18 protein-coding genes and 1 tRNA gene are annotated in these 21,038 nt (G+C 66.2%); all 19 read right to left on the reverse strand.

What is annotated here, in order from left to right; all coding sequences use genetic code 11:
- Positions 1 to 149: 149 nt before the first annotated feature.
- Positions 150 to 557, reverse strand: a complete 408-nt coding sequence (rbfA, locus tag HEP74_RS13235; protein ID WP_185813270.1) for a 30S ribosome-binding factor RbfA — start codon at positions 555 to 557, stop codon at positions 150 to 152.
- A 115-nt stretch (positions 558 to 672) separates the two neighbouring features.
- Complete coding sequence (gene infB, locus HEP74_RS13240) at positions 673 to 3,381, reverse strand: translation initiation factor IF-2 (protein WP_185813271.1); 2,709 nt, start codon at positions 3,379 to 3,381, stop codon at positions 673 to 675.
- A 92-nt stretch (positions 3,382 to 3,473) separates the two neighbouring features.
- The gene (nusA, locus tag HEP74_RS13245) at positions 3,474 to 4,985 is read right to left on the reverse strand and encodes a transcription termination factor NusA (protein WP_185813272.1); all 1,512 of its coding nucleotides are present in this window, start codon (positions 4,983 to 4,985) and stop codon (positions 3,474 to 3,476) included.
- A complete protein-coding gene (gene rimP, locus HEP74_RS13250) occupies positions 4,982 to 5,641 on the reverse strand; it encodes a ribosome maturation factor RimP (RefSeq protein ID WP_185813273.1) in 660 nt (219 codons plus the stop codon). Before rimP ends, nusA begins: the two co-directional genes overlap by 4 nt.
- A 208-nt stretch (positions 5,642 to 5,849) precedes the next feature.
- Positions 5,850 to 5,926 (reverse strand) — tRNA-Met (locus tag HEP74_RS13255).
- Between the two features lie 210 nt (positions 5,927 to 6,136).
- Positions 6,137 to 7,612 carry an NADH-quinone oxidoreductase subunit NuoN gene (gene nuoN, locus HEP74_RS13260; protein ID WP_185816628.1) on the reverse strand — a complete coding sequence of 492 codons (1,476 nt, stop codon included), beginning with the start codon at positions 7,610 to 7,612 and terminating at the stop codon, positions 6,137 to 6,139.
- 37 nt (positions 7,613 to 7,649) lie between these two features.
- Positions 7,650 to 9,152: an NADH-quinone oxidoreductase subunit M gene (locus HEP74_RS13265; protein ID WP_185813274.1), complete on the reverse strand. Its 1,503-nt coding sequence runs from the start codon at positions 9,150 to 9,152 to the stop codon at positions 7,650 to 7,652.
- A 20-nt stretch (positions 9,153 to 9,172) separates the two neighbouring features.
- Positions 9,173 to 11,332 (reverse strand): NADH-quinone oxidoreductase subunit L, encoded by a 2,160-nt coding sequence (gene nuoL, locus HEP74_RS13270; RefSeq protein ID WP_185813275.1) that lies wholly within the window; start codon positions 11,330 to 11,332, stop codon positions 9,173 to 9,175.
- Positions 11,333 to 11,339: 7 nt separating this feature from the next.
- Complete coding sequence (gene nuoK, locus HEP74_RS13275; protein ID WP_179563852.1) at positions 11,340 to 11,645, reverse strand: NADH-quinone oxidoreductase subunit NuoK; 306 nt, start codon at positions 11,643 to 11,645, stop codon at positions 11,340 to 11,342.
- Positions 11,642 to 12,292 carry an NADH-quinone oxidoreductase subunit J gene (locus HEP74_RS13280; RefSeq protein ID WP_185813276.1) on the reverse strand — a complete coding sequence of 217 codons (651 nt, stop codon included), beginning with the start codon at positions 12,290 to 12,292 and terminating at the stop codon, positions 11,642 to 11,644. The genes nuoK and HEP74_RS13280 overlap by 4 nt, the downstream gene beginning before the upstream one ends.
- A gap of 9 nt (positions 12,293 to 12,301) precedes the next feature.
- Positions 12,302 to 12,790 carry an NADH-quinone oxidoreductase subunit NuoI gene (nuoI, locus tag HEP74_RS13285; protein WP_003467418.1) on the reverse strand — a complete coding sequence of 163 codons (489 nt, stop codon included), beginning with the start codon at positions 12,788 to 12,790 and terminating at the stop codon, positions 12,302 to 12,304.
- A gap of 3 nt (positions 12,791 to 12,793) precedes the next feature.
- Positions 12,794 to 13,885 carry an NADH-quinone oxidoreductase subunit NuoH gene (gene nuoH / locus HEP74_RS13290; RefSeq protein ID WP_185813277.1) on the reverse strand — a complete coding sequence of 364 codons (1,092 nt, stop codon included), beginning with the start codon at positions 13,883 to 13,885 and terminating at the stop codon, positions 12,794 to 12,796.
- Positions 13,882 to 16,134, reverse strand: a complete 2,253-nt coding sequence (gene nuoG, locus HEP74_RS13295; RefSeq protein WP_185813278.1) for an NADH-quinone oxidoreductase subunit NuoG — start codon at positions 16,132 to 16,134, stop codon at positions 13,882 to 13,884. Before nuoG ends, nuoH begins: the two co-directional genes overlap by 4 nt.
- On the reverse strand, positions 16,131 to 17,474 hold the full coding sequence (nuoF, locus tag HEP74_RS13300) for an NADH-quinone oxidoreductase subunit NuoF (RefSeq protein ID WP_185813279.1): 1,344 nt from the start codon (positions 17,472 to 17,474) through the stop codon (positions 16,131 to 16,133). Before nuoF ends, nuoG begins: the two co-directional genes overlap by 4 nt.
- Before the next feature lie 5 nt (positions 17,475 to 17,479).
- A complete protein-coding gene (nuoE, locus tag HEP74_RS13305; RefSeq protein ID WP_185813280.1) occupies positions 17,480 to 18,007 on the reverse strand; it encodes an NADH-quinone oxidoreductase subunit NuoE in 528 nt (175 codons plus the stop codon).
- Positions 18,004 to 19,311: an NADH-quinone oxidoreductase subunit D gene (locus HEP74_RS13310; RefSeq protein WP_185813281.1), complete on the reverse strand. Its 1,308-nt coding sequence runs from the start codon at positions 19,309 to 19,311 to the stop codon at positions 18,004 to 18,006. Before HEP74_RS13310 ends, nuoE begins: the two co-directional genes overlap by 4 nt.
- Positions 19,308 to 20,057, reverse strand: a complete 750-nt coding sequence (locus HEP74_RS13315) for an NADH-quinone oxidoreductase subunit C (RefSeq protein WP_003467426.1) — start codon at positions 20,055 to 20,057, stop codon at positions 19,308 to 19,310. Before HEP74_RS13315 ends, HEP74_RS13310 begins: the two co-directional genes overlap by 4 nt.
- 34 nt (positions 20,058 to 20,091) lie before the next feature.
- On the reverse strand, positions 20,092 to 20,646 hold the full coding sequence (locus tag HEP74_RS13320; RefSeq protein WP_003467428.1) for a NuoB/complex I 20 kDa subunit family protein: 555 nt from the start codon (positions 20,644 to 20,646) through the stop codon (positions 20,092 to 20,094).
- Positions 20,637 to 20,993 carry an NADH-quinone oxidoreductase subunit A gene (locus tag HEP74_RS13325; RefSeq protein ID WP_179563846.1) on the reverse strand — a complete coding sequence of 119 codons (357 nt, stop codon included), beginning with the start codon at positions 20,991 to 20,993 and terminating at the stop codon, positions 20,637 to 20,639. The genes HEP74_RS13320 and HEP74_RS13325 overlap by 10 nt, the downstream gene beginning before the upstream one ends.
- Positions 20,994 to 21,038: the final 45 nt, after the last annotated feature.

Genomic DNA, 21,038 nt, shown 5'->3' on the forward strand with positions numbered 1-21,038 from the left:
AAATAGCCGCCGAGCTGCGGCGGACAGCGGATGCGACTACGGCAGGCGACGACGCTGGAGCAGCACGGCCACCGATGCACAGAAGACCTGCTTGCCGCTCGTCAACACGACTTGCATACGGCATCGATGCTTGCGCATCGTGCGACCGCTCACTCCTTGGACGGAGCCGGCTCGTTGTCGCCGTCGCCGTCGTGGTCTTCCGGCTGCTGCAGTTCTGGCATGTCGCGCAGCAGGTTGTCGATGCGCTCGCCGCGATCGACCGAATCGTCGTAGTGGAAATGCAGTTCGGGCACGTGGCGCAACTTCATCGCCCGTGCCAGTTCGCTACGCAGTTGCGGCGCCAGCTCTTTGAGGCCCTTGACCGCCTCGACCGAGCGCTCGGGCAGCAATGCGGTGACGAACACCTTGGCATGTGCCAGGTCGCGGGTGACTTCGACATCGGAAACGCTGACCGACGGCAGGCCGTGATCGCGCACGGCCGAATGCACGATCGTGCCAAGGTCGCGGCGGATCTGCGCGGAAACGCGATCGGTACGGTGAAAGGATTTTGTTGCCATGGTCCGGAATCTCTTTAATGCGGGACTCGGGACTCGGGACTCGGGACTCGGAAAGCAAGAGCTGTCGCCTTTGCTTTTCCGTGTCCCGAGTCCCGGGACCCGAGTCCCGGCTATATCACAGCGTGCGCTGCACTTCGATGCGCTCGAAGCACTCGATCTGATCGCCCGGCTTGACGTCGTTGTAGGCCTTCACGCCGATACCGCACTCGGTACCGTTGCGCACCTCGTCGACGTTCTCCTTGAAGCGACGCAGCGATTCCAGCTCGCCCTCGAACACCACGGTGTTGTCGCGCAGCACGCGGATCGGCTTGTTGCGCTTGACCACGCCCTCGATGACCATGCAGCCGGCGACCGCACCGAACTTGGAGCTGCGGAACACGTCGCGCACCTGGGCGGTACCGATGATCTCTTCGCGGATTTCCACGCCGAGCAGACCGGACGCCACCTGCTTCACCTGGTCGATCACGTCATAGATGATCGAGAAGTAGCGCAGGTCCACGCCGTTGGTTTCGATGATGCGCCGCGCCGAAGCGTCCGCACGCACATTGAAGCCGATCACCGTGGCCTTGGAGGCCAGCGCCGAGTTCGCATCGGACTCGGTGATGCCGCCGACGCCGGAGTGGATCACGTTGATGCGGATCTGCTCGTTGGACAGCGCCACCAGCGACTGCTTCAGCGCTTCCACCGAACCCTGCACGTCGGCCTTGATCACCAGATTCAGCGACAGCTGGCCTTCGCCCTTGCCGAGCTGCGACATGATGTCTTCCATGCGGCTGCCCGCCGAGGACACCAGGCGCGACTCGCGGCGCTTGGCCTCGCGCTGCTGCGCCACGTCCTTGGCCAGGCGCTCGTCGTCGACCACGACGAAGTCGTCGCCGGCATCCGGCACGCCGGACAGACCCAGCACCTGCACCGGGATCGACGGACCGGCCTCGGCCGGCTGGCCGCCGGTCTCGTCGAACAGCGCACGCACGCGTCCGTACTGCACGCCGCACACCAGGTAGTCGCCGCGCTTCAGGCTGCCCTGCTGCACCAGCACCGTCGCCACCGGGCCACGGCCCTTGTCCAGCGAGGATTCGATCACCACGCCGCTGGCGCGGCCATCGAACACCGCCTTCAGTTCCAGCACTTCAGCCTGCAGCGAGATCGCGTCGAGCAGCGTGTCGATGCCCGCGCCGGTCTTGGCCGAGACTTCGACGAACTGGGTGTCGCCCCCGAATTCTTCGGCGACCACGTCTTGCGAGAGCAGTTCGTTCTTGACCCGCAGCGGATCGGCGCCGGACTTGTCGATCTTGTTGACCGCCACGATCAGCGGCACGCCGGCCGCCTTGGCGTGCTTGACCGCCTCGATCGTCTGCGGCATCACGCCGTCGTCGGCCGCCACCACCAGCACCACGATGTCGGTCAGCTTGGCGCCGCGCGCGCGCATCGAGGTGAAGGCCGCATGGCCCGGGGTATCCAGGAAGCTGATGACGCCGCGATCGGTTTCGACGTGGTACGCGCCGATGTGCTGGGTGATGCCGCCGGCTTCGCCCGAGGCGACCTTGGTGCGGCGAATGTAGTCCAGCAGCGAGGTCTTGCCGTGGTCGACGTGACCCATGATGGTGACCACCGGCGGCCGCGAGCGCTTCTCGCCCTGCTCGTCCTCGGTGTGCGCCAGCAGCGCGTCCTCGGCATCGGCACTGCCCGCGCGCACCGGCTTGTGGCCGAGCTCCTCGGTGATCAGCGCCGCGGTGTCGTGATCGATGGACTGGGTGATGGTGGCCATCACGCCCATCTTGAACAGCGCCTTGACCACGTCGCCGCCCTTCAGCGCCAGCTTCTGCGCCAGGTCGGCCACGGTGATGGTCTCGCCGATCGCCACTTCGCGCACCACCGGTGCGGTCGGACGCTCGAAGCCATGCGCGCCGCCGCCGCTGCGCGAGACCTCGGGCTGGCGACGGCCGCCGCTGTTGCCGCCACGCGGCTTGCCGCGCACGTTGGAACGGCGCGCGCGATCGGCGGCGGACAGGTGCAGCTGGCCGGCGAAGCGGCTGGTGCTGTCGTCGTCCTCGACGCCGGCGACCATCACGTGCGAGCCGCGGGTCTTGTGCTTGTTGCCGGCGTTGCGGTCGTCGCTGCGCGGCGCGGCCGGCTTCGGCGGATGGTGCGGTGCGCTGGCCGGACGCGGCGCGCGCGGCGCGGCGGCGGCACCGGTGCCGGCATTCGGGGTCGCAGCGGCGGCAGGCGCAGCCGCGGACGCAGCTGCCGGCGGCGCCGACTGGGCTTCCAACGCGGCCTGCGCGGCCTTGCGCTCGGTTTCCACGCGGTCGCGCGCATCCTGCTCTTCCTTGCGCTTGCGCTCGATTTCATCGGCGCGCGCACGGTCCTGCTCGGCGAGCTTCTGCTGTTCGGCCAGGTTGCGCTGCTTGGAGGCTTCCAGCTTGCGCAGGATCTCCGCGCGCTCGTCATCCACCCGTCCGCCCGACGACATGCCCGCGCGCTCGGCAGCGAGGTCTTCGGCGGTCTTGACGTAGGTCCGCTTCTGCCGGACCTCGACGTTGACCGTGGTCTTGCTGCGACCGGCGCTGACCGTCACTTCCTGCAGCTTGCGCCGGTTCAGGGTGATCTTCTTCGGCGCGGCCTGGGCTTCTTCCTCGACCGGCTTGTCGGTCTTGCCGTGGGTACGGCGCAGGAAGCCGAGCAGCTTCATCTTTTCGGTACTGGTCACGACCTGGTCGGGACCGCTGAACTTCATTCCGGCCTCGGCCAGTTGAACCAGCAGTTTATCGACCGGCGTATTCACCAGTTCGGCCAGCTTACGGATGGTGGTTTGCTGCGACATTCGGATCCTATGATCTGGTTGGCGCCCCCTCACGTGCGAAGGTAGCGCGGATTCTAAGCCCTGATCGGTTCAGGGCGGCATTCATCGCTGACTCATTCGCCGCGTTCCAATCGGGCGATCTCCTCGGCACGGGCTGCCAGGATGAGCGCAGCGGCGCGCTCCTGGTCCACATCCTCGATGCCGAACTCGAGGATTTCGTCCGCAGCCAGATCCGACAGGTCCTCGCTGGTCCGCACGCCATGGCTGGCCAGCGCGTACGCGGTAGCCTCGTCCATGCCTTCCAGCGCCAGCAAATCCGCCGCCGGCACGCCGCTGTCGTCGCTTTCCTCGGCGGCCAGCGCCTCGTTGAGCAACGCATCGCGCGCGCGGGCCCGCAGTTCCTCGACGATGTCCTCGTCGAAGCCTTCCACCGCCAGCAACTCGCCGACCGGCACGTAGGCGATCTCCTCGACCGAGTTGAAGCCCTCGGCGACCAGGATCGCGGCGATTTCCTCGTCCACTTCCAGCTTTTCCATGAACAGCTGGCGGGCGACGGTCTGCTCGGCCTCGGACTTGGCCGCGACCTGCTCGGCGGTCATCACGTTGAGCTGCCAACCGGTCAGGCGGCTGGCCAGACGCACGTTCTGGCCGCCCTTGCCGATCGCCTGGGCCAGCCGGTCTTCGGCCACCGCCAGGTCCATCGAGTGCTTTTCTTCATCTACGATGATCGACTGCACCTCGGCCGGCGCCATCGCGTTGATGACGAAATTGGCCGGGTTGTCGTTCCATAGCACGATGTCCACGCGCTCGCCGTTGAGTTCGTTGGACACTGCCTGCACGCGCGAACCGCGCATGCCGATGCAGGCGCCGATCGGGTCGGTGCGGGTGTCGTGCGCCAGCACCGCGATCTTGGCGCGGTCGCCCGGATCGCGTGCGCAGGCCTTGATCTCGACCAGGCCCTGGCCCACTTCCGGCACTTCCAGCTTGAACAGCTCGATCATGAATTCCGGCGCGGCGCGGCTGATGAACAGCTGCGGGCCGCGCGGCTCCGAGCGCACTTCGGCCAGGTAGCCGCGGACGCGGTCGCCGGCGCGCAGCACATCGCGCGGAATGCCCTTGTCCTTGGGAATGAAGGCCTCGGCGTTGCCGCCCAGATCGACATAGATGTTGCCGCGCTCGGCGCGCTTGACTATGCCGGTGACCAGTTCGCCGATGCGGTCCTTCCACGCGTCCACCACCTGCTGGCGCTCGGCCTCGCGCACGCGCTGCACGATCACCTGCTTGGCGGCCTGCGCGGCGATGCGCCCGAAATCCGGGTTCTCGATCTGCTCTTCGATGTAGTCGCCCACATCCACGCCTTCGGCTTCGTCGACCGCGTCCATCAGACGGATCTGCCGGTCCGGCGATTCCATCACCACGTCGTCGGCCACCACTTCCCAGCGGCGGTAGGTTTCGTAATTGCCGTCCTTGTGATCGATGGTGACGCGCGTCAACACGTCCTGATCGGGGTAGCGCTTCTTCGCCGCCGAGGCCAGGGCGGCCTCGATCGCGTCGAAGATCACTTCGCGCGGCACGCCTTTTTCGTTGGCCACCGCGTCGACTACCAGCAACAGTTCCTTGCTCATTCTTTCGCTCCGCGCGCAGCCTTGTCGGCTGCCGGTTCGTTGGATGGTTTCTTATTGGATTTTGCGGTCTTGCCGGCCAGCTTGGGGCGCTTGGTGGGGCGCTTGGCCGGCAGCTTGGGAGTGCTACCCGGCTGCTTGGGGGGCTTGCCCGGCTTGGTCGGGGCCAGGCCCAGGGCCGCCCAGTCAGGCAGGATCCGCGCCTTGTCGATATTGTCGAAGTCCACCGCCAGTTCGGCGCCGTCGACCTCGAACACGATGCGGCCGGCGTCCACGTCCACCTGGGCGATGCGCCCCTGCAGGCGCCGACGGCCCTGCTGCGGCAGCTTCAACACCACCTTGGCCGACTCGCCCTGGTGGCGCGCGAACTGCGCGGCGGTGAACAGCGGACGGTCCACGCCGGGCGAGGACACTTCCAGCGTGTAGTTGCCGCTGATCGGATCTTCCACGTCCAGCTGCGCCGACACTTCGCGGCTGACCCGCTCGCAATCGTCGACATTGACGATGCGCTCGGGCTGCTCGGCCAGCGGCACGTCGATATACAGGCGCAGCGTGGCGCCGCCCGGGGCCGGCAGGTATTCCGCCCCCAGCAGTTCCAGGCCCAACGCGTCCACGGTCGGGCCCAGCAGATTCGCGATTTCGTTTGCCTTGTCGCTCACAGCCTGCCTTGCATTTGAATGAATGAAATCAATCGGTCCTGGCGGTTTTCTCGGACCCCGGAAACGACAAAGGGCCCGTTGGGCCCCTTTCCGGTACGACTCCGGTAAAACTGGATTCCGGTTGCAAAGACGGGAACATGCGTCTTCGCGAAGCCCAAATTTCCCTACCGCAGGCAACCGGTGAACTGGTTGCCGCTGTAGACAAATATGGTAGCGGGGGCAGGATTTGAACCTGCGACCTTCGGGTTATGAGCCCGACGAGCTGCCAGACTGCTCCACCCCGCAGCAGAAGCGGAATTATGAAGAACCAGCGCGATTATTGCAAGCCCTGATTTTCATCCGACCCGGTGGCGATGCCGCCGGTCTTCGAGCGACATGATAACCGCAAGCGACCGATAACGGAATAGCGATAGCATCGTTCGATGCACAAACGACAACGCCGCCAAGATGGCGGCGTTGTCGCAAACAGCTTGAAAACAGCGCTTTCGCGCGCGATCAGGCCAGATGCGCGAACGCGCGCTGGCACCACGCCATCAGCGGGCTCCAGGCCAGGCCCAGCGCCAGCAAGCCGATCGCATTCACACCCAGCACCACGCCGAGCACACGGTCGTCGTTGGCCGGCAACGGCTCGCCGACCGGCTCGTCGAAGTACATCACCTTGATCACGCGCAGGTAGTAGAACGCGCCGATCACCGCGCACAGCACCGACAGGATCGCCAGGCCGGTCCACCAGAGGTTGTCGGTCGGCACCGCGAGCACCGCACCGAGCACCGCCAGCTTGGCCCAGAAGCCCAGGAACGGCGGCACGCCGGCCAGCGAGGCCATGATGCACAGCACCAGCAGCGCCATCCACGGGTTGCGCGCGTTCAGGCCCTTGAAGTCGTCGATGTGCTCGGCCTCGAAGCCCTTGCGCGACATCGCGATGATCGCGCCGAACGAGGCGGTGGACATCACCGAATAGCAGATCGCGTAGAACAGCGCCGCCGCATAGCCGCGCTCGCCGCCGCCGGCCACGCCGAGCAGCAGGAAACCGATGTGCGAGACAGTCGAATACGCCAGCATGCGCTTGAGGTTGCTCTGCGCCAGCGCCATCAGGTTGCCGACCAGCAGCGACAGCGCCGCCAGGCCGCCGATCACCCAGTGCCACTGCTCGGCCAGCGGGCCGACGCCCACTTCCAGCAGCCGGTAGGCCATGCCGAACGCGGCCAGCTTCGAGGCCGAGCTGATGAACAGCGCGATCGGTGCCGGCGCGCCCTGGTACACGTCGGGCAGCCACATGTGGAACGGCGCGGCGCCGAGCTTGAACGCCACGCCGGCGATCATGAAGATGGTGCCGGTCAGCAGCAACGTGCGCTCGTGGGTGGAGCCGATCGCCTCGTGGATGCCGGTCAGGCTCAGCGTGCCGGTGGCGCCGTAGATCAGCGACATGCCGTACAGCAGCAGGCCCGAGGCCAGCGAGCCGAGCACGATGTACTTCATCGCCGCCTCGGTGGCCATGCCGTTGTCGCGGTTCGACGCGACCAGCGCGTAGGAGCACAGCGCCAGCAGTTCCAGGCCCAGGTACACCATCAGCAGGCTGCCGGCCGAGACCAGGATCATCATGCCGACCGTGGCGAACAGCACCAGCACCGGGATCTCGCCCTGGTACAGCTTGCGCTCGCGCAGGTAGCTCCAGCCGTAGATCAGGGTCAGCGCGCTGAGGCCGACGATCACCGTCTTCATCACGTCGGCGGCGGCGTCGCGCACGAACATGCCGTTGAACACCTCGCCCTGCCCGCCCACGCCGGCGAGTAGCATCGCGAACACCGCGACCAGGATCGCCACCGAGACGATGTGGGTCCAGGCCTTGTTGCGCTCGCTGACGAACAGATCGAGCATCAGCAGGGCGAAGGCGCCGCCGGTCAGCACCAGCTCGGGGAGCAGGGGCGGCAGGTCGACGGCGGTCAGGGGCAGTAGCGCAGGGGTGGTCATCATCAAATCTCTGGAATCATTTCGCTCGACGGCCCGATTACAGCTTGCTGGTGGCGATCTGCGCCGCCAGCTTTGCGATCGAGGGTTCCATCAGGTCGGTCAGCGGCTTCGGATACAGGCCCAGGACCAGCACGCCCACCGCAAACACGCCCAGCACCAGCGCCTCGCGGCCGTTGATGTCCTTCAGCTCGGCCACGTGCGCATTGGCCACTTCGCCGAAGAACACGCGCCGGTACAGCCACAAGGTATAGGCGGCGGTGATCACCAGGGTCGTGCCCGCACCGACGGCCAGCAGCGGATGGGTCTGGAAGCTGGCCATCAGCACCATGAACTCGCCGACGAAACCGCTGGTTCCCGGCAGGCCGGCATTGGCCATGAAGAACAGCATCGAGAACGCGGCGAACCACGGCATCACGTTGGCCACGCCGCCGTAGTCGGCGATGCGGCGGGTATGCATGCGGTCGTAGAGCACGCCGACGCAGGAGAACATCGCGCCGGACACGAAGCCGTGCGAGATCATCTGCACCATCGCGCCCTGCAGGCCCAGGCGCGCCGCATCGGCGCTGCCGAAACCGACCAGGGCGAAGGCGATGAAGGTGCCCAGGGTGACGAAGCCCATGTGCGCGATCGACGAATACGCGATCAGCTTCTTCATGTCGTCCTGCACCAGCGCGACCAAGCCGACGTAGATCACCGCAATCAGCGACAGCGCGATCACCAGCCAGGCCCATTCGTTGCTGGCGTCGGGCAGGATCGGCAGGTTGAAGCGCAGGAAGCCGTAGCCGCCGATCTTCAGCGCGATTGCGGCCAGGATCACCGAACCGGCGGTCGGCGCCTCGACGTGCGCGTCCGGCAGCCAGGTGTGCACCGGGAACATCGGCACCTTGACCGCGAACGCGATCAGGAACGCGAAGAACAACCAGGTCTGTTCCTTGGAGGTCAGCGACAGCTGGTACAGGTCGGCGAGCTGGAAGCTGCCGCCCTTCAGGTACAGGTAGATCAACCCGACCAGCATCAGCACCGAGCCGAGGAAGGTGTACAGGAAGAACTTGACCGCGGCGTAGATGCGGCGCGGGCCGCCCCAGATGCCGATGATCAGGAACATCGGGATCAGCATCGCCTCGAAGAACACGTAGAACAGCATCGCGTCGGTGGCGGCGAAGATGCCGACGGTGACGCCTTCCAGGATCAGGAACGCGGCCACGTACTGGTTGACCCGCTTCTCGATCGAGGTCCAGGCGCCGATCAGCGCCAGCACCGTGACCAGCGTGGTCAGCACGATCAGCGCGATCGCGATGCCGTCGACGCCGAGGTTGTAGCCGATGTCGTAGGCCGGGATCCACGCATGGGTCTCGACGAACTGCAGCGCGTCGCTGGCGTAGTCGAAGCCGGTGAGCAGCGGCAGGCTGAGGGCAAAGGTCAGCAACGCGACCAGCAGCGACGCCCAGCGCGCCGCCTTGGCGTCGCGCAAGGCGAGGATCAGCGCGCCGCCGAGGATCGGCAGCCAGATCAGGAGAGTCAGTAGGGGCCAGTTCGACACGTGTTCTTATTCCGTACAGGTCAACGCCAGAAATGCATCAGCACGCCCAACAGGGCAATGAGACCGATGATCATCGCGAAGGCGTAGTGATAGAGGAAACCGGATTGCGTGCGACGCAGCAGATTGGCCGCCAGGTCGATCACGCGCGCGGTGCCGTTGACCATGACGCCGTCCACGACATGCGTATCCACCGCGCGCGACACCTTGCCCAGGCCCAGCCCGCCGCCGGCGAAGCCGTCGATCCAGAGCTTGTCGAAACCGTACTTGTTCTCGAGGATCCACACCGGCAGCGAGAACGTCTTGCGCGCCTTCGCCGCCAACTCGGGCTTCCACAGGTACAGGATCCAGGCCAGGGCGAAGCCGGCCAGGGTCAGGAAGAACGGCGGCTGGGTCAGGCCGTGCAGCGCGAACGCGACCGGGCCGTGGAACTCTTCGGCCAGCGCGCCGACGCTGTCGCGCGCCGGGTTGTAGAAGTCGATGATGCCGCTGAAGAAACCGACCGCCTGGCCCTTGATCGCCACCGCGGCATGGTGCCCCGCCCAATCGGTGCCGAACAGCATCGGGCCGATGGTGAAGAAGCCGATCGCGATCGACGGGATCGCCAGCAGCACCAGCGGCACCGTCACCACCCACGGCGATTCGTGCGGCTCGTGCGCGCCATGGTGGCCGTGGTCGTCGTGCGCGTGATCGTCGTGCGCATGCGCCTGCACCTCGGCATCGGTGTGCGCGCTGTCGTGGTGTGCATGCACGTCGTGCGCATGCGCATCGCGGAAGCGTTCCTTGCCGTGGAAGGTCAGGAACAGCAGGCGGAAGCTGTAGAAGCTGGTGATCAGCACGCCGCCGAGCACCGCCCAGTAGCCGTAGGTCGCGATCCAGTTGTGCGATTCGTGCGCATGGTGCGCGGCCGCCTCGATGATCGTGTCCTTGGAATAGAAGCCGGCGAAGAACGGGGTGCCGACCAGCGCCAGGGTGCCGATCACGCTGGTCCAGTAGGTGACCGGCATGTACTTGCGCAGGCCGCCCATCTTGCGCATGTCCTGCTCGTGGTGCATGCCGACGATCACCGAGCCGGCGGCCAGGAACAGCAGCGCCTTGAAGAAGGCGTGGGTCATCAGATGGAACACCGCCGCCGAGTACGCCGACACGCCCAGCGCCACGGTCATGTAGCCCAGCTGCGACAGCGTCGAATAGGCGACCACGCGCTTGATGTCGTTCTGCACGATGCCGATCAGGCCGGTGAAGAACGCGGTGGTGGCGCCGATGAACAGCACGAAGTTCAGCGCGGTCTGCGACAGCTCGAACAGCGGCGACATGCGCGCCACCATGAAGATGCCGGCGGTGACCATGGTCGCGGCGTGGATCAGCGCCGAGATCGGGGTCGGGCCTTCCATCGAGTCGGGCAGCCACACGTGCAGCGGCACCTGCGCCGACTTGCCCATCGCGCCGATGAACAGGCAGATGCAGATGATCGTCGCCACGTTCCACGGATGGCCCTGGAACAGCTGCACCTGGGCCAGGCCGCCGGCCGCCTCGTTGCCGAGCACCGCGGTTGCGTTGGCGAACACGCTGGCGTAGTCGAGCGTGCCGAACCACAGCAGCACGCCGGCGATGCCGAGGATGAAGCCGAAATCGCCGACGCGGTTGACCAGGAACGCCTTCATGTTGGCAAACACCGCGCTCGGACGTTTGAACCAGAATCCGATCAGCAGGTACGACACCAGGCCCACCGCTTCCCAGCCGAAGAACAGCTGCAGGAAGTTGTTGCTCATCACCAGGCTCAGCATCGAGAAGGTGAACAGCGAGATGTAGCTGAAGAAGCGCTGGTAGCCCGGGTCCTCGGCCATGTAGCCGATGGTGTAGATGTGCACCAGCAGCGACACGAAGGTCACCACCACCATCATCATCGCGGTCAGCCGGTCGACCATGAAGCCGACGTGGGCCGAGTAGTGGCCGACCTCGAAGAAGGTGTACAGGTTCTGGTTGAACGGCGAGGCGCCCTGCCCGACCAGCTGGTACAGGGTCCAGCACGACAGCGCGCAGCTGACCGCCACGCCGAGGATGGTGACGGACTGGGCGCCCTTGCGCCCGACCTGGCGACCGAACAGGCCGGCGACGATGCTGCCGAACAGCGGCGCAAGCACCACCGCGATCAACAGACTCTTGGAGAGAGTGATTTCCATCTACGGGTCAGCCCTTCAGCGAATCGACTTCGGCCACGTTGATCGTGTGGCGGGTACGGAACAGCGTCACCAGGATGGCGAGGCCGATGGCGGCCTCGGCCGCGGCCACGGTCAGGATGAAGAACACGAACAGCTGGCCGGCGGCGTCGCCGAGTTCGCGCGAGAACGCGACGAAATTGATGTTGACCGACAGCAGCATCAGCTCGATCGACATCAGCAGCACGATGACGTTCTTGCGGTTGAGGAAGATGCCGGCCAGGCTGATGCAGAACAGCACCGCGCCGAGCGCCAGCATGTGGCCTAGGGTGATCATGGCTGGCCCTCCTGCGGTGCCGGAGCCGGGGTGTGCAGCGTGGGCTTTTCGGCATCCATCTTGACGATGCGCAAGCGGTCGCCGGCCTTGACCCGCGCCTGCTCGCCCGGGTTCTGGGTCTTGATGCCGGTGCGCTTGCGCAGGGTCAGCATCACCGCCGCCACCACCGCCACGGTCAGGATGATCGCGGCGAATTCGAACGGCAGCAGAAACTGGGTGAACAGGGTCTTGGCCAGCCAGGTGATGTTGGAGGTGTCGGCGGCCTGCGCAGCGGCGTTGTCGGCCGGGAACGGGGTGGCGGTACGCGCCTTGACCCCGATCAGGGTGACCATTTGCACCAGCATCGCCACCGCCACGACCAAGCCGACCGGCAGGTAGCGCACCCAGCCCTGGCGTAGCCGCGCGGTATCGATGTCGAGCATCATCACCACGAACAGGAACAGCACCATCACCGCGCCGACATAGACCAGCACCAGGGTCACGCCAAGGAACTCGGCGCCCACCAGCAGCCACACGCAGGCGATGGAGAAGAAGGTCAGGATCAGGCACAGCACCGCGTACACCGAGTTGCGCACGCTGATCACCGCGCCGGCCGAAACCGCGGCGGTGGTGGCGAAGATCCAGAAAGCGATATTTACCCAATCCATTTCAGGACCTCAACGGAAGGCGGCGTCGGCGGCGCGGCGCTCGGCGATCTCGGCTTCGAGCCGGTCTCCGATCGCCAGCAGCTGCGGCTTGGTGACGATGTTCTCGCCGCGGTTCTCGAAGTGGTACTCGAGCACGTGGGTTTCCACGATCGAGTCCACCGGACAGCTTTCCTCGCAGAAACCGCAGTAGATGCACTTGAACAGGTCGATGTCGTAGCGGGTGGTGCGGCGGGTGCCGTCCTCGCGCTTGGCCGAATCGATGGTGATCGCCAACGCCGGGCACACCGCCTCGCACAGCTTGCAGGCGATGCAGCGTTCCTCGCCGTTGGGATAGCGGCGCAGCGCGTGCAGGCCGCGGAAGCGCACCGACTGCGGGAACTTTTCCATCGGGTACAGCACGGTGTACTTGGGACGGAACGTGTACTTCAGGGTCAGCCACAGGCCGCCGAGCAGCTCGAGCAGCAGCAGGCTCTTGAAGTAATGGGTGACTTTATTCATCGCTTACACGCCCTTGTGGATCACGCCGTAGAACACCATCAATGCCGTCACCGCGATCCATACGATCGTCAGCGGGATGAACACCTTCCAGCCAAGGCGCATGATCTGGTCGTAGCGGTAGCGCGGGAAGCTGGCGCGGAACCAGATGTAGGCGCTGGCGAAGAACAACACCTTCATCAGCAGCCACGGCCAGCCGCCGGTCCAGATCCAGTTGACCCACGGCGAAATGTCCGCCGTGATCCAGCCCTGGATCGGGCTCAGCCAGCCGCCCAGGAAGAAGATCGAGACCAGGAAGCTGACCAGGATCATGTTGGCGTATTCGGCCAGGAAGAACAGCGCGAACGCGCCGCCCGAATACTCGACCATGTGCCCGGCGACGATTTCCGACTCGCCCTCGACCACGTCGAACGGCGCGCGGTTGGTCTCGGCCACGCCGGACACCCAGTACACGATGAACAGCGGGAACAGCGGCACCAGGAACCAGTCAAAGAAGCCGGAGTTGCCGGCCTGCGCCGCCACGATCGTGCTCAGGTTGAGGCTGCCGGCGGCGATCATCACCCCGACCAGGGCGAAGCCCATCGCGATCTCGTAGCTGACCACCTGCGCGGCCGAGCGCATCGCGCCCAGGAACGCGTACTTGGAGTTGGACGCCCAGCCGGCCAGGATGATGCCGTACACGCCCAGCGAGGTCATCGCCAGCAGGTACAGCAGGCCGGCGTTGGCGTTGGACAGCACCAGCTTGGCGTCGAACGGCACCACCGCCCAGGCCGCGAACGCCGGCGCCAGGGTGATCAGCGGCGCGATCACGAACATCGCCTTGTGCGAACTGCTGGGCTGGATGATTTCCTTGAACAGCAGCTTGAACACGTCGGCGAAGGCCTGGAAGATGCCCATGCCCACGTACATCGGCCCGTGGCGCACGTGCATCCAGCCGATCAGCTTGCGCTCCCAGACCACGTAGAACGCCACCGAGATGATCACCGGCATGGTGATCAGCAGGATCTTCAGCACGATCCACAGGACCACGCCGATCGCGCCCAGGCCGACGAACCACTGGTGCAGCGGATCGACCACGTTCAACAGCATCTCGTTCATGCAGCCACCACCGTTACCCGGCCGGCACCGATCGGCGCCGTCGCACCATGGCCGGATTCGATCCAGGCCACCCCTGCCGCGACCCGCGGATCCAGCACCACCGGCAGCGTCGCGTTGCCGACGGCGTTACCGACCTTGACCACCTGCCCGGCGGCCACGCCCAGTTGCGCGGCATGCTCGGGATGCAGGCGGATCGCCGGCGCGTCGTTGAGCGGATGCGCCTGCAGCGCGGGCGCACGGCGCACCACCGCATCGGTGCGGTAGATCGCCGGCGTCGCCGCCACTTCGATGCCCTCGCCCGCCGCCGCGGCCTGCGCCGAACCGCGCAGGCTCACGCTGCGCGGCTGCACGCCGGCACGCAGGCCGGCCAGGTCGGTGAAGTCGAAGCCGGCCAGCTGCAGTTCGCCGCCAAGCGCACGCAGCACCCGCCAGCCTTCGCGCGCCTGGTCCGGCAGCTTGCCGGCGGCACGCGCCAGCTGCTCGACGCCGTCCAGGTTGGTCAGCGTCGCGTCGATTTCCGGCAACGCGCCGATCGGCAGGATCACGTCGGCGACGTCGCGGGTGGAGGCGCAAGCGAACTGGCTGAACGCCACCACCTTGGCCGCGCCCAGCGCGGCGCGCGCGGCGCCGGCATCGGCGAAGTCCAGGCCCGGCTCGATGCCGTAGAGCACATAGGCGTTGCGCGGCTCGGCGAACATGCCGGCCACGTCGCGCGCGCTCGGCAGCACGCCAAGCTTGGCCAGGCCGACCGCATTGGCGCCCTGCGGCACGCGGCACAGCGCCGCGCCGGTGGCGGCGGCGAAGTCGCGCGCGACGGCGCGCAGCGCGGCGGCCTGCGGATGGTTCTCGACCAGCGCGCCGACGATCAGCACCGCACGCCCGGCGGCGCCCTGCACTGCTTCGCGCAACGCCGCATCGGCGAGCGCGGCGGCGAAGCCGGACGGCGCCACGATCTGCTTGCCGGCCTGGTCGAAGGCGAAATCGAAATCGACCGGGTTGATCGAATACACGCGCGCCTGGCGCTGCATGCGTGCCTTGCGGATGCGGGCGTGCAGCAGCGGCAACTCGTGGCGCAGGTTGCTGCCCAGCACCACGATCACGTCGGCCTGTTCGATCTGCGCCAGCGGCACCGCGAACGGCTCGGCCACGGCGGCATCGGAGAAATCGCGGTTGCCGATGCGGTAGTCCAGGTTGCCGCTGCCCAGGCCATCAGCCAGGCGCGCCAGCAAGGCGCCTTCCTCGTTGGAGGTGGCCGGGTGCGCGAGCACGCCCAGCGCATCGCCGCGGTTGCTCTTCAGGATGTCGGCGGCGGCGGCCAGGCCATCGGCCCAGGACACTTCCTGCCACTGGCCATCGATCTTGCGCAGCGGCCGCGTGGCGCGGTCGGCCGCGTACAGGCCCTGGTGCGAATAGCGGTCGCGATCGGACAGCCAGCACTCGTTGACCGCTTCGTTGTCGCGCGGCACGGTGCGCAGCACTTCGCCGCGGCGCACGTGCAGGAACAGGTTGGAGCCCATCGCGTCGTGGTAGCCGAGCGATTCGCGCGCGGTCAGTTCCCACGGACGCGCGCGGAACTGGAACACCTTGTTGGTCAACGCGCCGACCGGGCACACGTCGATGACATTGCCCGACAGCTCGGTGGTCAGCGGCTTGCCGTCGTAGGTGCCGATCTGCAGGTTCTCGCCGCGGTACATGCCGCCCAGCTCGTAGGTGCCGGCGATGTCCGCGGTGAAGCGCACGCAGCGCGTGCACTGAATGCAGCGGGTCATCTCGGTGGCGACCAGCGGACCGATGTCCTCGTCGGCCACCACGCGCTTGCGCTCGTTGAAGCGGCTGACCGAACGGCCGTAGCCCAGCGACACGTCCTGCAGTTCGCACTCGCCGCCCTGATCGCAGATCGGGCAGTCCAGCGGGTGGTTGATCAGCAGGAATTCCATCACGCTGCGCTGGTACTTCAGCGCCTTCTCGCTGCGCGTGGCGACCTTCATGCCGTCCATCACCGGCGTCGCGCACGCGGGCGACGGCTTCGGCGACTTCTCCACGTCGACCAGGCACATGCGGCAGTTGGCCGCGATCGGCAGCTTCTCGTGGTAGCAGAAGCGCGGGATCGGAATGCCTGCCTTGTCGGCGGCCTGGATGATCATCGAACCCTTGGGCACGACCAGGGACTGGCCGTCGATCTCGACGGTCACATGTCCCTCCGGCACCACGGCCGGGGTCGCGCCAGGATTGTTGGGTTGCGCGCTCATGCGGCGGCTGCCTCCAGCTTCTTGCCGTCAACCATCGAATGGCCGTTGACGATGTAGTACTCGAATTCGTCCCAGAACTGGCGCAGGAAGCCCTGGATGGGCCATGCCGCCGCTTCACCGAACGCGCAGATGGTGTGGCCTTCGATCTGGCCGGCCACCGTCCTCAACTGGTGCAGGTCTTCCATCGTGGCCTTGCCGGCGACGATGCGCTCGAGCACGCGGTGCATCCAGCCGGTGCCCTCGCGGCACGGGGTGCACTGGCCGCAGGATTCCTTGTGGAAGAACTGCGAGATGCGGCAGGCGAACTTGACGCAGCACACGCTGTCGTCGAGCACCACGATCGCGCCCGAACCCAGGCCGGTGCCCAGCGCGCGCAGGGTGTCGTAGTCCATCTGCAGGCCCTTGAGCTGCTCGGCCTTCAGCACCGGCATCGACACGCCGCCCGGCACCGCGCCCTTCAGCGTGCGGCCCGGCTTGAGGCCGCCGGCCATCTCCAGCAGTTCGTCGAAGGTGGTGCCCAGCGGCACCTCGAAGTTGCCGCCCTTCTGCACGCAGCCGGAGACCGAGAAGATCTTCGGCCCGCCGTTCTTGGTCTTGCTCAGGCCCAGGAACCATTCCGGACCGTTGCGGATGATCGCCGGCACCGAGGCGTAGGTCTCGGTGTTGTTGATCGTCGACGGCTTGCCGTACAGGCCGAAGTTGGCCGGGAACGGCGGCTTGTAGCGCGGCTGGCCCTTCTTGCCTTCCAGCGACTCCATCAGTGCGGTCTCTTCGCCGCAGATGTAGGCGCCGGCGCCCAGCGCGCCGTAGATGTCGATGTCCACGCCGCTGCCGAGCACGTTCTTGCCCAGCCAGCCGTTGGAGTAGGCGTCCGCCAGGGCCTGTTCGAAGTGCTCGAACGGCTCGTGGTGGAACTCGCCGCGCAAGTAGTTGTAGCCCACCGTGCTGCCGGTGGCGTAGCAGGCGATGGCCATGCCCTCCACCACCGAATGCGGGTTGTAGCGCAGGATGTCGCGGTCCTTGCAGGTGCCCGGCTCGGATTCGTCCGAGTTGCACAGGATGTACTTCTGCGGCGCGCCCTTGGGCATGAACGACCACTTCAGGCCGGTCGGGAAGCCGGCGCCGCCGCGGCCGCGCAGGTTCGACTGCTTGACCATCTCGACCACCTGCTCCGGCGCGATCTTCTCTTCGAGGATCTTGCGCAGCGCGGCGTAGCCACCGGTCTTCAGGTAGCTCTCGTACGACCACGGGGTGTCGTAGTGCAGCGTGGTCAGCACGACCTGGTGCGGCAGTGGGGCCGGCCCGACCGGGCCGGTGGGAGCGTGGGGATGCTGTGCCATTGCCGTTACTCCAACCCGTCCAACAGCGCGTCGACCTTGTCCTTGGTCAACTGCTCGTGATAGTGGCCGTTGATCACCATCATCGGCGCGCCGGCGCAGCCGGCAAGGCATTCTTCTTCGCGCTTGAGGTAGACGCGGCCATCGGCGGTGGACTGGCCCAGCTTGCAGCCGAGCTTCTTCTCCGCATGCGCGACCAGGTCTTCGGCGCCGTTGAGCCAGCAACTGATGTTGGTGCAGAAGGCGACGTTGTTGCGGCCGACCTTCTCGGTCTCGAACATCGAGTAGAAGCTGGCGACCTCGTAGGCCCACACCGGCGGCAGCTCCAGATACTTGGCCACGCCGACGATCAGCTCGTCGGTCAGCCAGCCCTGGTTCTGCTCCTGCGCGGCGTGCAGGCCCTGCAGCACCGCCGAACGCTTGCGGTCCGGCGGGAACTTGGCCAGCCAGTGATCGATGTGCGCGCGCGTCTTGTCGCTCAGCACCAGCATCGGATCGACGTCGCGCGCCGCTTCGAAATTACCTGTCGCCTTCATCGGTCGACCTCACCAAACACCAGATCATAGGTACCAATCATCGCCACCACGTCGGCCAGCATGTGCCCGCGCACGATCGCGTCCATCGAGGACAGATGGGCGAAGCCCGGCGCGCGCAGGTGCACGCGGAACGGCTTGTTGGCGCCGTCGGACGCCAGGTAGCAGCCGAACTCGCCCTTCGGCGCCTCGACCGCGCAATAGGTCTCGCCGGCCGGCACGCAATAGCCTTCGCTGAACAGCTTGAAGTGATGGATCAAGGCTTCCATGTCGTCCTTCATCTCCGCGCGCTTGGGCGGGGCGACCTTGAAGTTCTCGACCATCACCGGGCCAGGATTGGCCTTCAGCCACTTCACGCACTGCTGGATGATGCGGTTGGATTCGCGCATCTCGGCCACGCGCACCAGGTAGCGGTCGTAGCAGTCGCCGTTGGTGCCGACCGGGATGTCGAAATCCACCGCGTCGTACTTGGCATAGGGCTGCTTCTTGCGCAGGTCCCACTCGATGCCCGAGCCGCGCAGCATCACCCCGGTCATGCTCCAGCCATAGGCCTGCTCCGGCGTGACCACGCCGATGCCCACGGTGCGCTGCTTCCAGATGCGGTTGTCGGTGAGCAGGGTCTCGTATTCGTCGACCCGGCCCGGGAAGGTGTTGGTGAAGTCTTCCAGGAAGTCGAGCAGCGAGCCTTCGCGCGCGGCGTTGAGCCGCTTCAACGCGTTGCCCTTGTGCCAGCGCGATTCCTTGTACTTGGGCATGCGGTCCGGCAGGTCGCGATAGACGCCGCCGGGCCGGTAGTAGGTCGCGTGCATGCGCGCGCCGGACACCGCCTCGTAGCAGTCCATCAGCTCTTCGCGCTCGCGGAACGCGTACAGCATCACCGCCATCGCGCCCAGATCCAGGCCGTTGGAACCGACCCACATCAGGTGGTTCAGGATGCGGGTGATCTCGTCGAACATGGTGCGGATGTACTGCGCGCGCTCCGGCGCCTCGATTCCCATCAGGGTCTCGATCGCGCGCACGTAGGCGTGCTCGTTGCACATCATCGACACGTAGTCGAGGCGATCCATGTAGCCGATCGACTGGTTGAACGGCTTGGACTCGGCCAGCTTCTCGGTGCCACGGTGCAGCAGGCCGATATGCGGATCGGCGCGGACCACGGTCTCGCCGTCCATTTCCAGGATCAGGCGCAGCACGCCATGCGCGGCCGGATGCTGCGGGCCGAAGTTCATGGTGTAGTTGCGGATCTCCTGCTTGCTCTCGGCAGGATTGCTGGCGAAGGCGTCGTGCGCCTGGTGGTACTCGCTCACTTGGCGGGCTCCTTGAATGCTTCGCCCGCGGCGGTCTGGTAACGCGCATCGTCGCGGATCACGCGCGGCACGCCGACGCGCGGCTCGACCGAGGTCACCGGCTCGTAGACCACGCGCTGCTTCTCTTCGTCGTAACGCACTTCGACGTTGCCGATCAGCGGGAAATCCTTGCGGAACGGATGGCCGACGAAGCCGTAGTCGGTGAGGATGCGGCGCAGGTCCGGGTGGCCGGCGAAGACCACGCCGAACAGGTCGAACGCCTCGCGCTCGAACCAGTTCGCGCCCGGCCAGATGTCGGTGACCGAGGCCACCACCGGCAGGTCTTCGTTCGGCGCATAGCAGCGCACGCGCAGGCGCTGGTTGTGGCGATAGGAGATCAGCTGCGCGAGCACCGCATAGCGCTGCAGCGGCACCGGCAACGGCTGGATGTCACCGGCGGTCTCGCCGCTGGGGAACTCGCCCCAGCCGAACCGGCCCATGCCCTTACCTTCGACGCCGCGGCTGAAGCCCTGCGACGACACGTCGGCGGTATCCCACTCGTCGCTGCCGTAGCCCAGGTAGTCCACGCCGCACAGGTCGGACAATTGCTCGAAACCGAACTCGTCGCGCAGCGCCAGGCAGGTGGCGTGCCAGGCGTCGGCCGGCACTTCCAGGGTGACTTCGCCACGCGGGAGGACCACGAACACCTGGCTGCCGGGGAAACGGGCGCCGAGTCGGTCGCTAAAGGAAGATGCTTGCTCTGCCATGGGGGCTTGGCGTGCTCTTAAGAAGTAAGAGGAATCAGCGCGCGATGGTCTGGGTTCGCCAGATCTTCTTCTGCAGCTGCAAGATGCCGTAGACCAGCGCTTCGGCGGTCGGCGGGCAGCCCGGGACGTAGATATCCACCGGCACGATGCGGTCGCAACCGCGCACCACCGAATACGAATAGTGGTAGTAGCCGCCGCCGTTGGCGCAGCTGCCCATCGAGATCACCCACTTCGGGTCGGGCATCTGGTCGTAGACCTTGCGCAGCGCCGGGGCCATCTTGTTGACCAGGGTGCCGGCGACGATCATCACGTCGGACTGGCGCGGCGACGGGCGGAACACCACGCCGTAGCGGTCCAGGTCCAGGCGCGCGGCGCCGGCGTGCATCATCTCCACCGCGCAGCAGGCCAGACCGAAGGTCATCGGCCACATCGAGCCGGTGCGCGCCCAGTTCAGCAGCGCATCGACGCTGGTGGTCACGTAGCCCTTCTCGAGCAACGGGTTCTCGCCTTCGGGACGCAGGATGTCGTCTACCCGCCCTTCCGGGATCGGGTTGGTCATCAGGCGATCCAGGGTCTGAATCACTCCCATTCCAGCGCTCCCTTCTTCCACACGTAGATAAAACCGAGGAACAGCATGCCCACGAACAGGCCCATGGTGACCAGGGAGCGAGCCCCCAGATCCATGAACACCTGCGTCCACGGCACGATGAAGATGATTTCCAGATCGAAGACGATGAACTGGATGGCGATCAGGTAGTAGCGCACGTCGAACTTCATGCGCGCGTCTTCGAAGGCCTCGAAGCCGCACTCGTAGGGCGAGAGCTTCTTCGCGTCGGGACGCCGGGGACCGAGGAACCGTCCCACCAGCATCAGCGCGACGCCGATTCCGGTGGCCACGATCAGAAACAGTAGGGTGGGCAAATATTCGGCCAGCACTCGCAATTCTCTCTTGCCTGTGCCCGCGCGCGTGCCGCGCAGGCA

Source organism: Xanthomonas sp. SS (genome assembly GCF_014236835.1).
Classification (GTDB): Bacteria; Pseudomonadota; Gammaproteobacteria; order Xanthomonadales; family Xanthomonadaceae; genus Xanthomonas_A.

Excerpts from the sequence above, each read along its gene's own strand:
- rbfA (WP_185813270.1), bottom strand. The coding sequence starts at position 557 with ATGGCAACAAAATCCTTTCACCGTACCGATCGCGTTTCCGCGCAGATC.
- nuoN (WP_185816628.1), bottom strand. The coding sequence starts at position 7,612 with ATGACCACCCCTGCGCTACTGCCCCTGACCGCCGTCGACCTGCCGCCC.
- nuoE (WP_185813280.1), bottom strand. The coding sequence starts at position 18,007 with ATGAAGGCGACAGGTAATTTCGAAGCGGCGCGCGACGTCGATCCGATG.
- nuoL (WP_185813275.1), bottom strand. The coding sequence starts at position 11,332 with ATGGAAATCACTCTCTCCAAGAGTCTGTTGATCGCGGTGGTGCTTGCG.
- HEP74_RS13280 (WP_185813276.1), bottom strand. The coding sequence starts at position 12,292 with ATGGATTGGGTAAATATCGCTTTCTGGATCTTCGCCACCACCGCCGCG.
- HEP74_RS13320 (WP_003467428.1), bottom strand. The coding sequence starts at position 20,646 with ATGGGAGTGATTCAGACCCTGGATCGCCTGATGACCAACCCGATCCCG.
- nuoK (WP_179563852.1), bottom strand. The coding sequence starts at position 11,645 with ATGATCACCCTAGGCCACATGCTGGCGCTCGGCGCGGTGCTGTTCTGC.
- nusA (WP_185813272.1), bottom strand. The coding sequence starts at position 4,985 with ATGAGCAAGGAACTGTTGCTGGTAGTCGACGCGGTGGCCAACGAAAAA.
- nuoI (WP_003467418.1), bottom strand. The coding sequence starts at position 12,790 with ATGAATAAAGTCACCCATTACTTCAAGAGCCTGCTGCTGCTCGAGCTG.
- HEP74_RS13315 (WP_003467426.1), bottom strand. The coding sequence starts at position 20,057 with ATGGCAGAGCAAGCATCTTCCTTTAGCGACCGACTCGGCGCCCGTTTC.
- infB (WP_185813271.1), bottom strand. The coding sequence starts at position 3,381 with ATGTCGCAGCAAACCACCATCCGTAAGCTGGCCGAACTGGTGAATACG.
- nuoF (WP_185813279.1), bottom strand. The coding sequence starts at position 17,474 with ATGGCACAGCATCCCCACGCTCCCACCGGCCCGGTCGGGCCGGCCCCA.
- nuoG (WP_185813278.1), bottom strand. The coding sequence starts at position 16,134 with ATGAGCGCGCAACCCAACAATCCTGGCGCGACCCCGGCCGTGGTGCCG.
- nuoH (WP_185813277.1), bottom strand. The coding sequence starts at position 13,885 with ATGAACGAGATGCTGTTGAACGTGGTCGATCCGCTGCACCAGTGGTTC.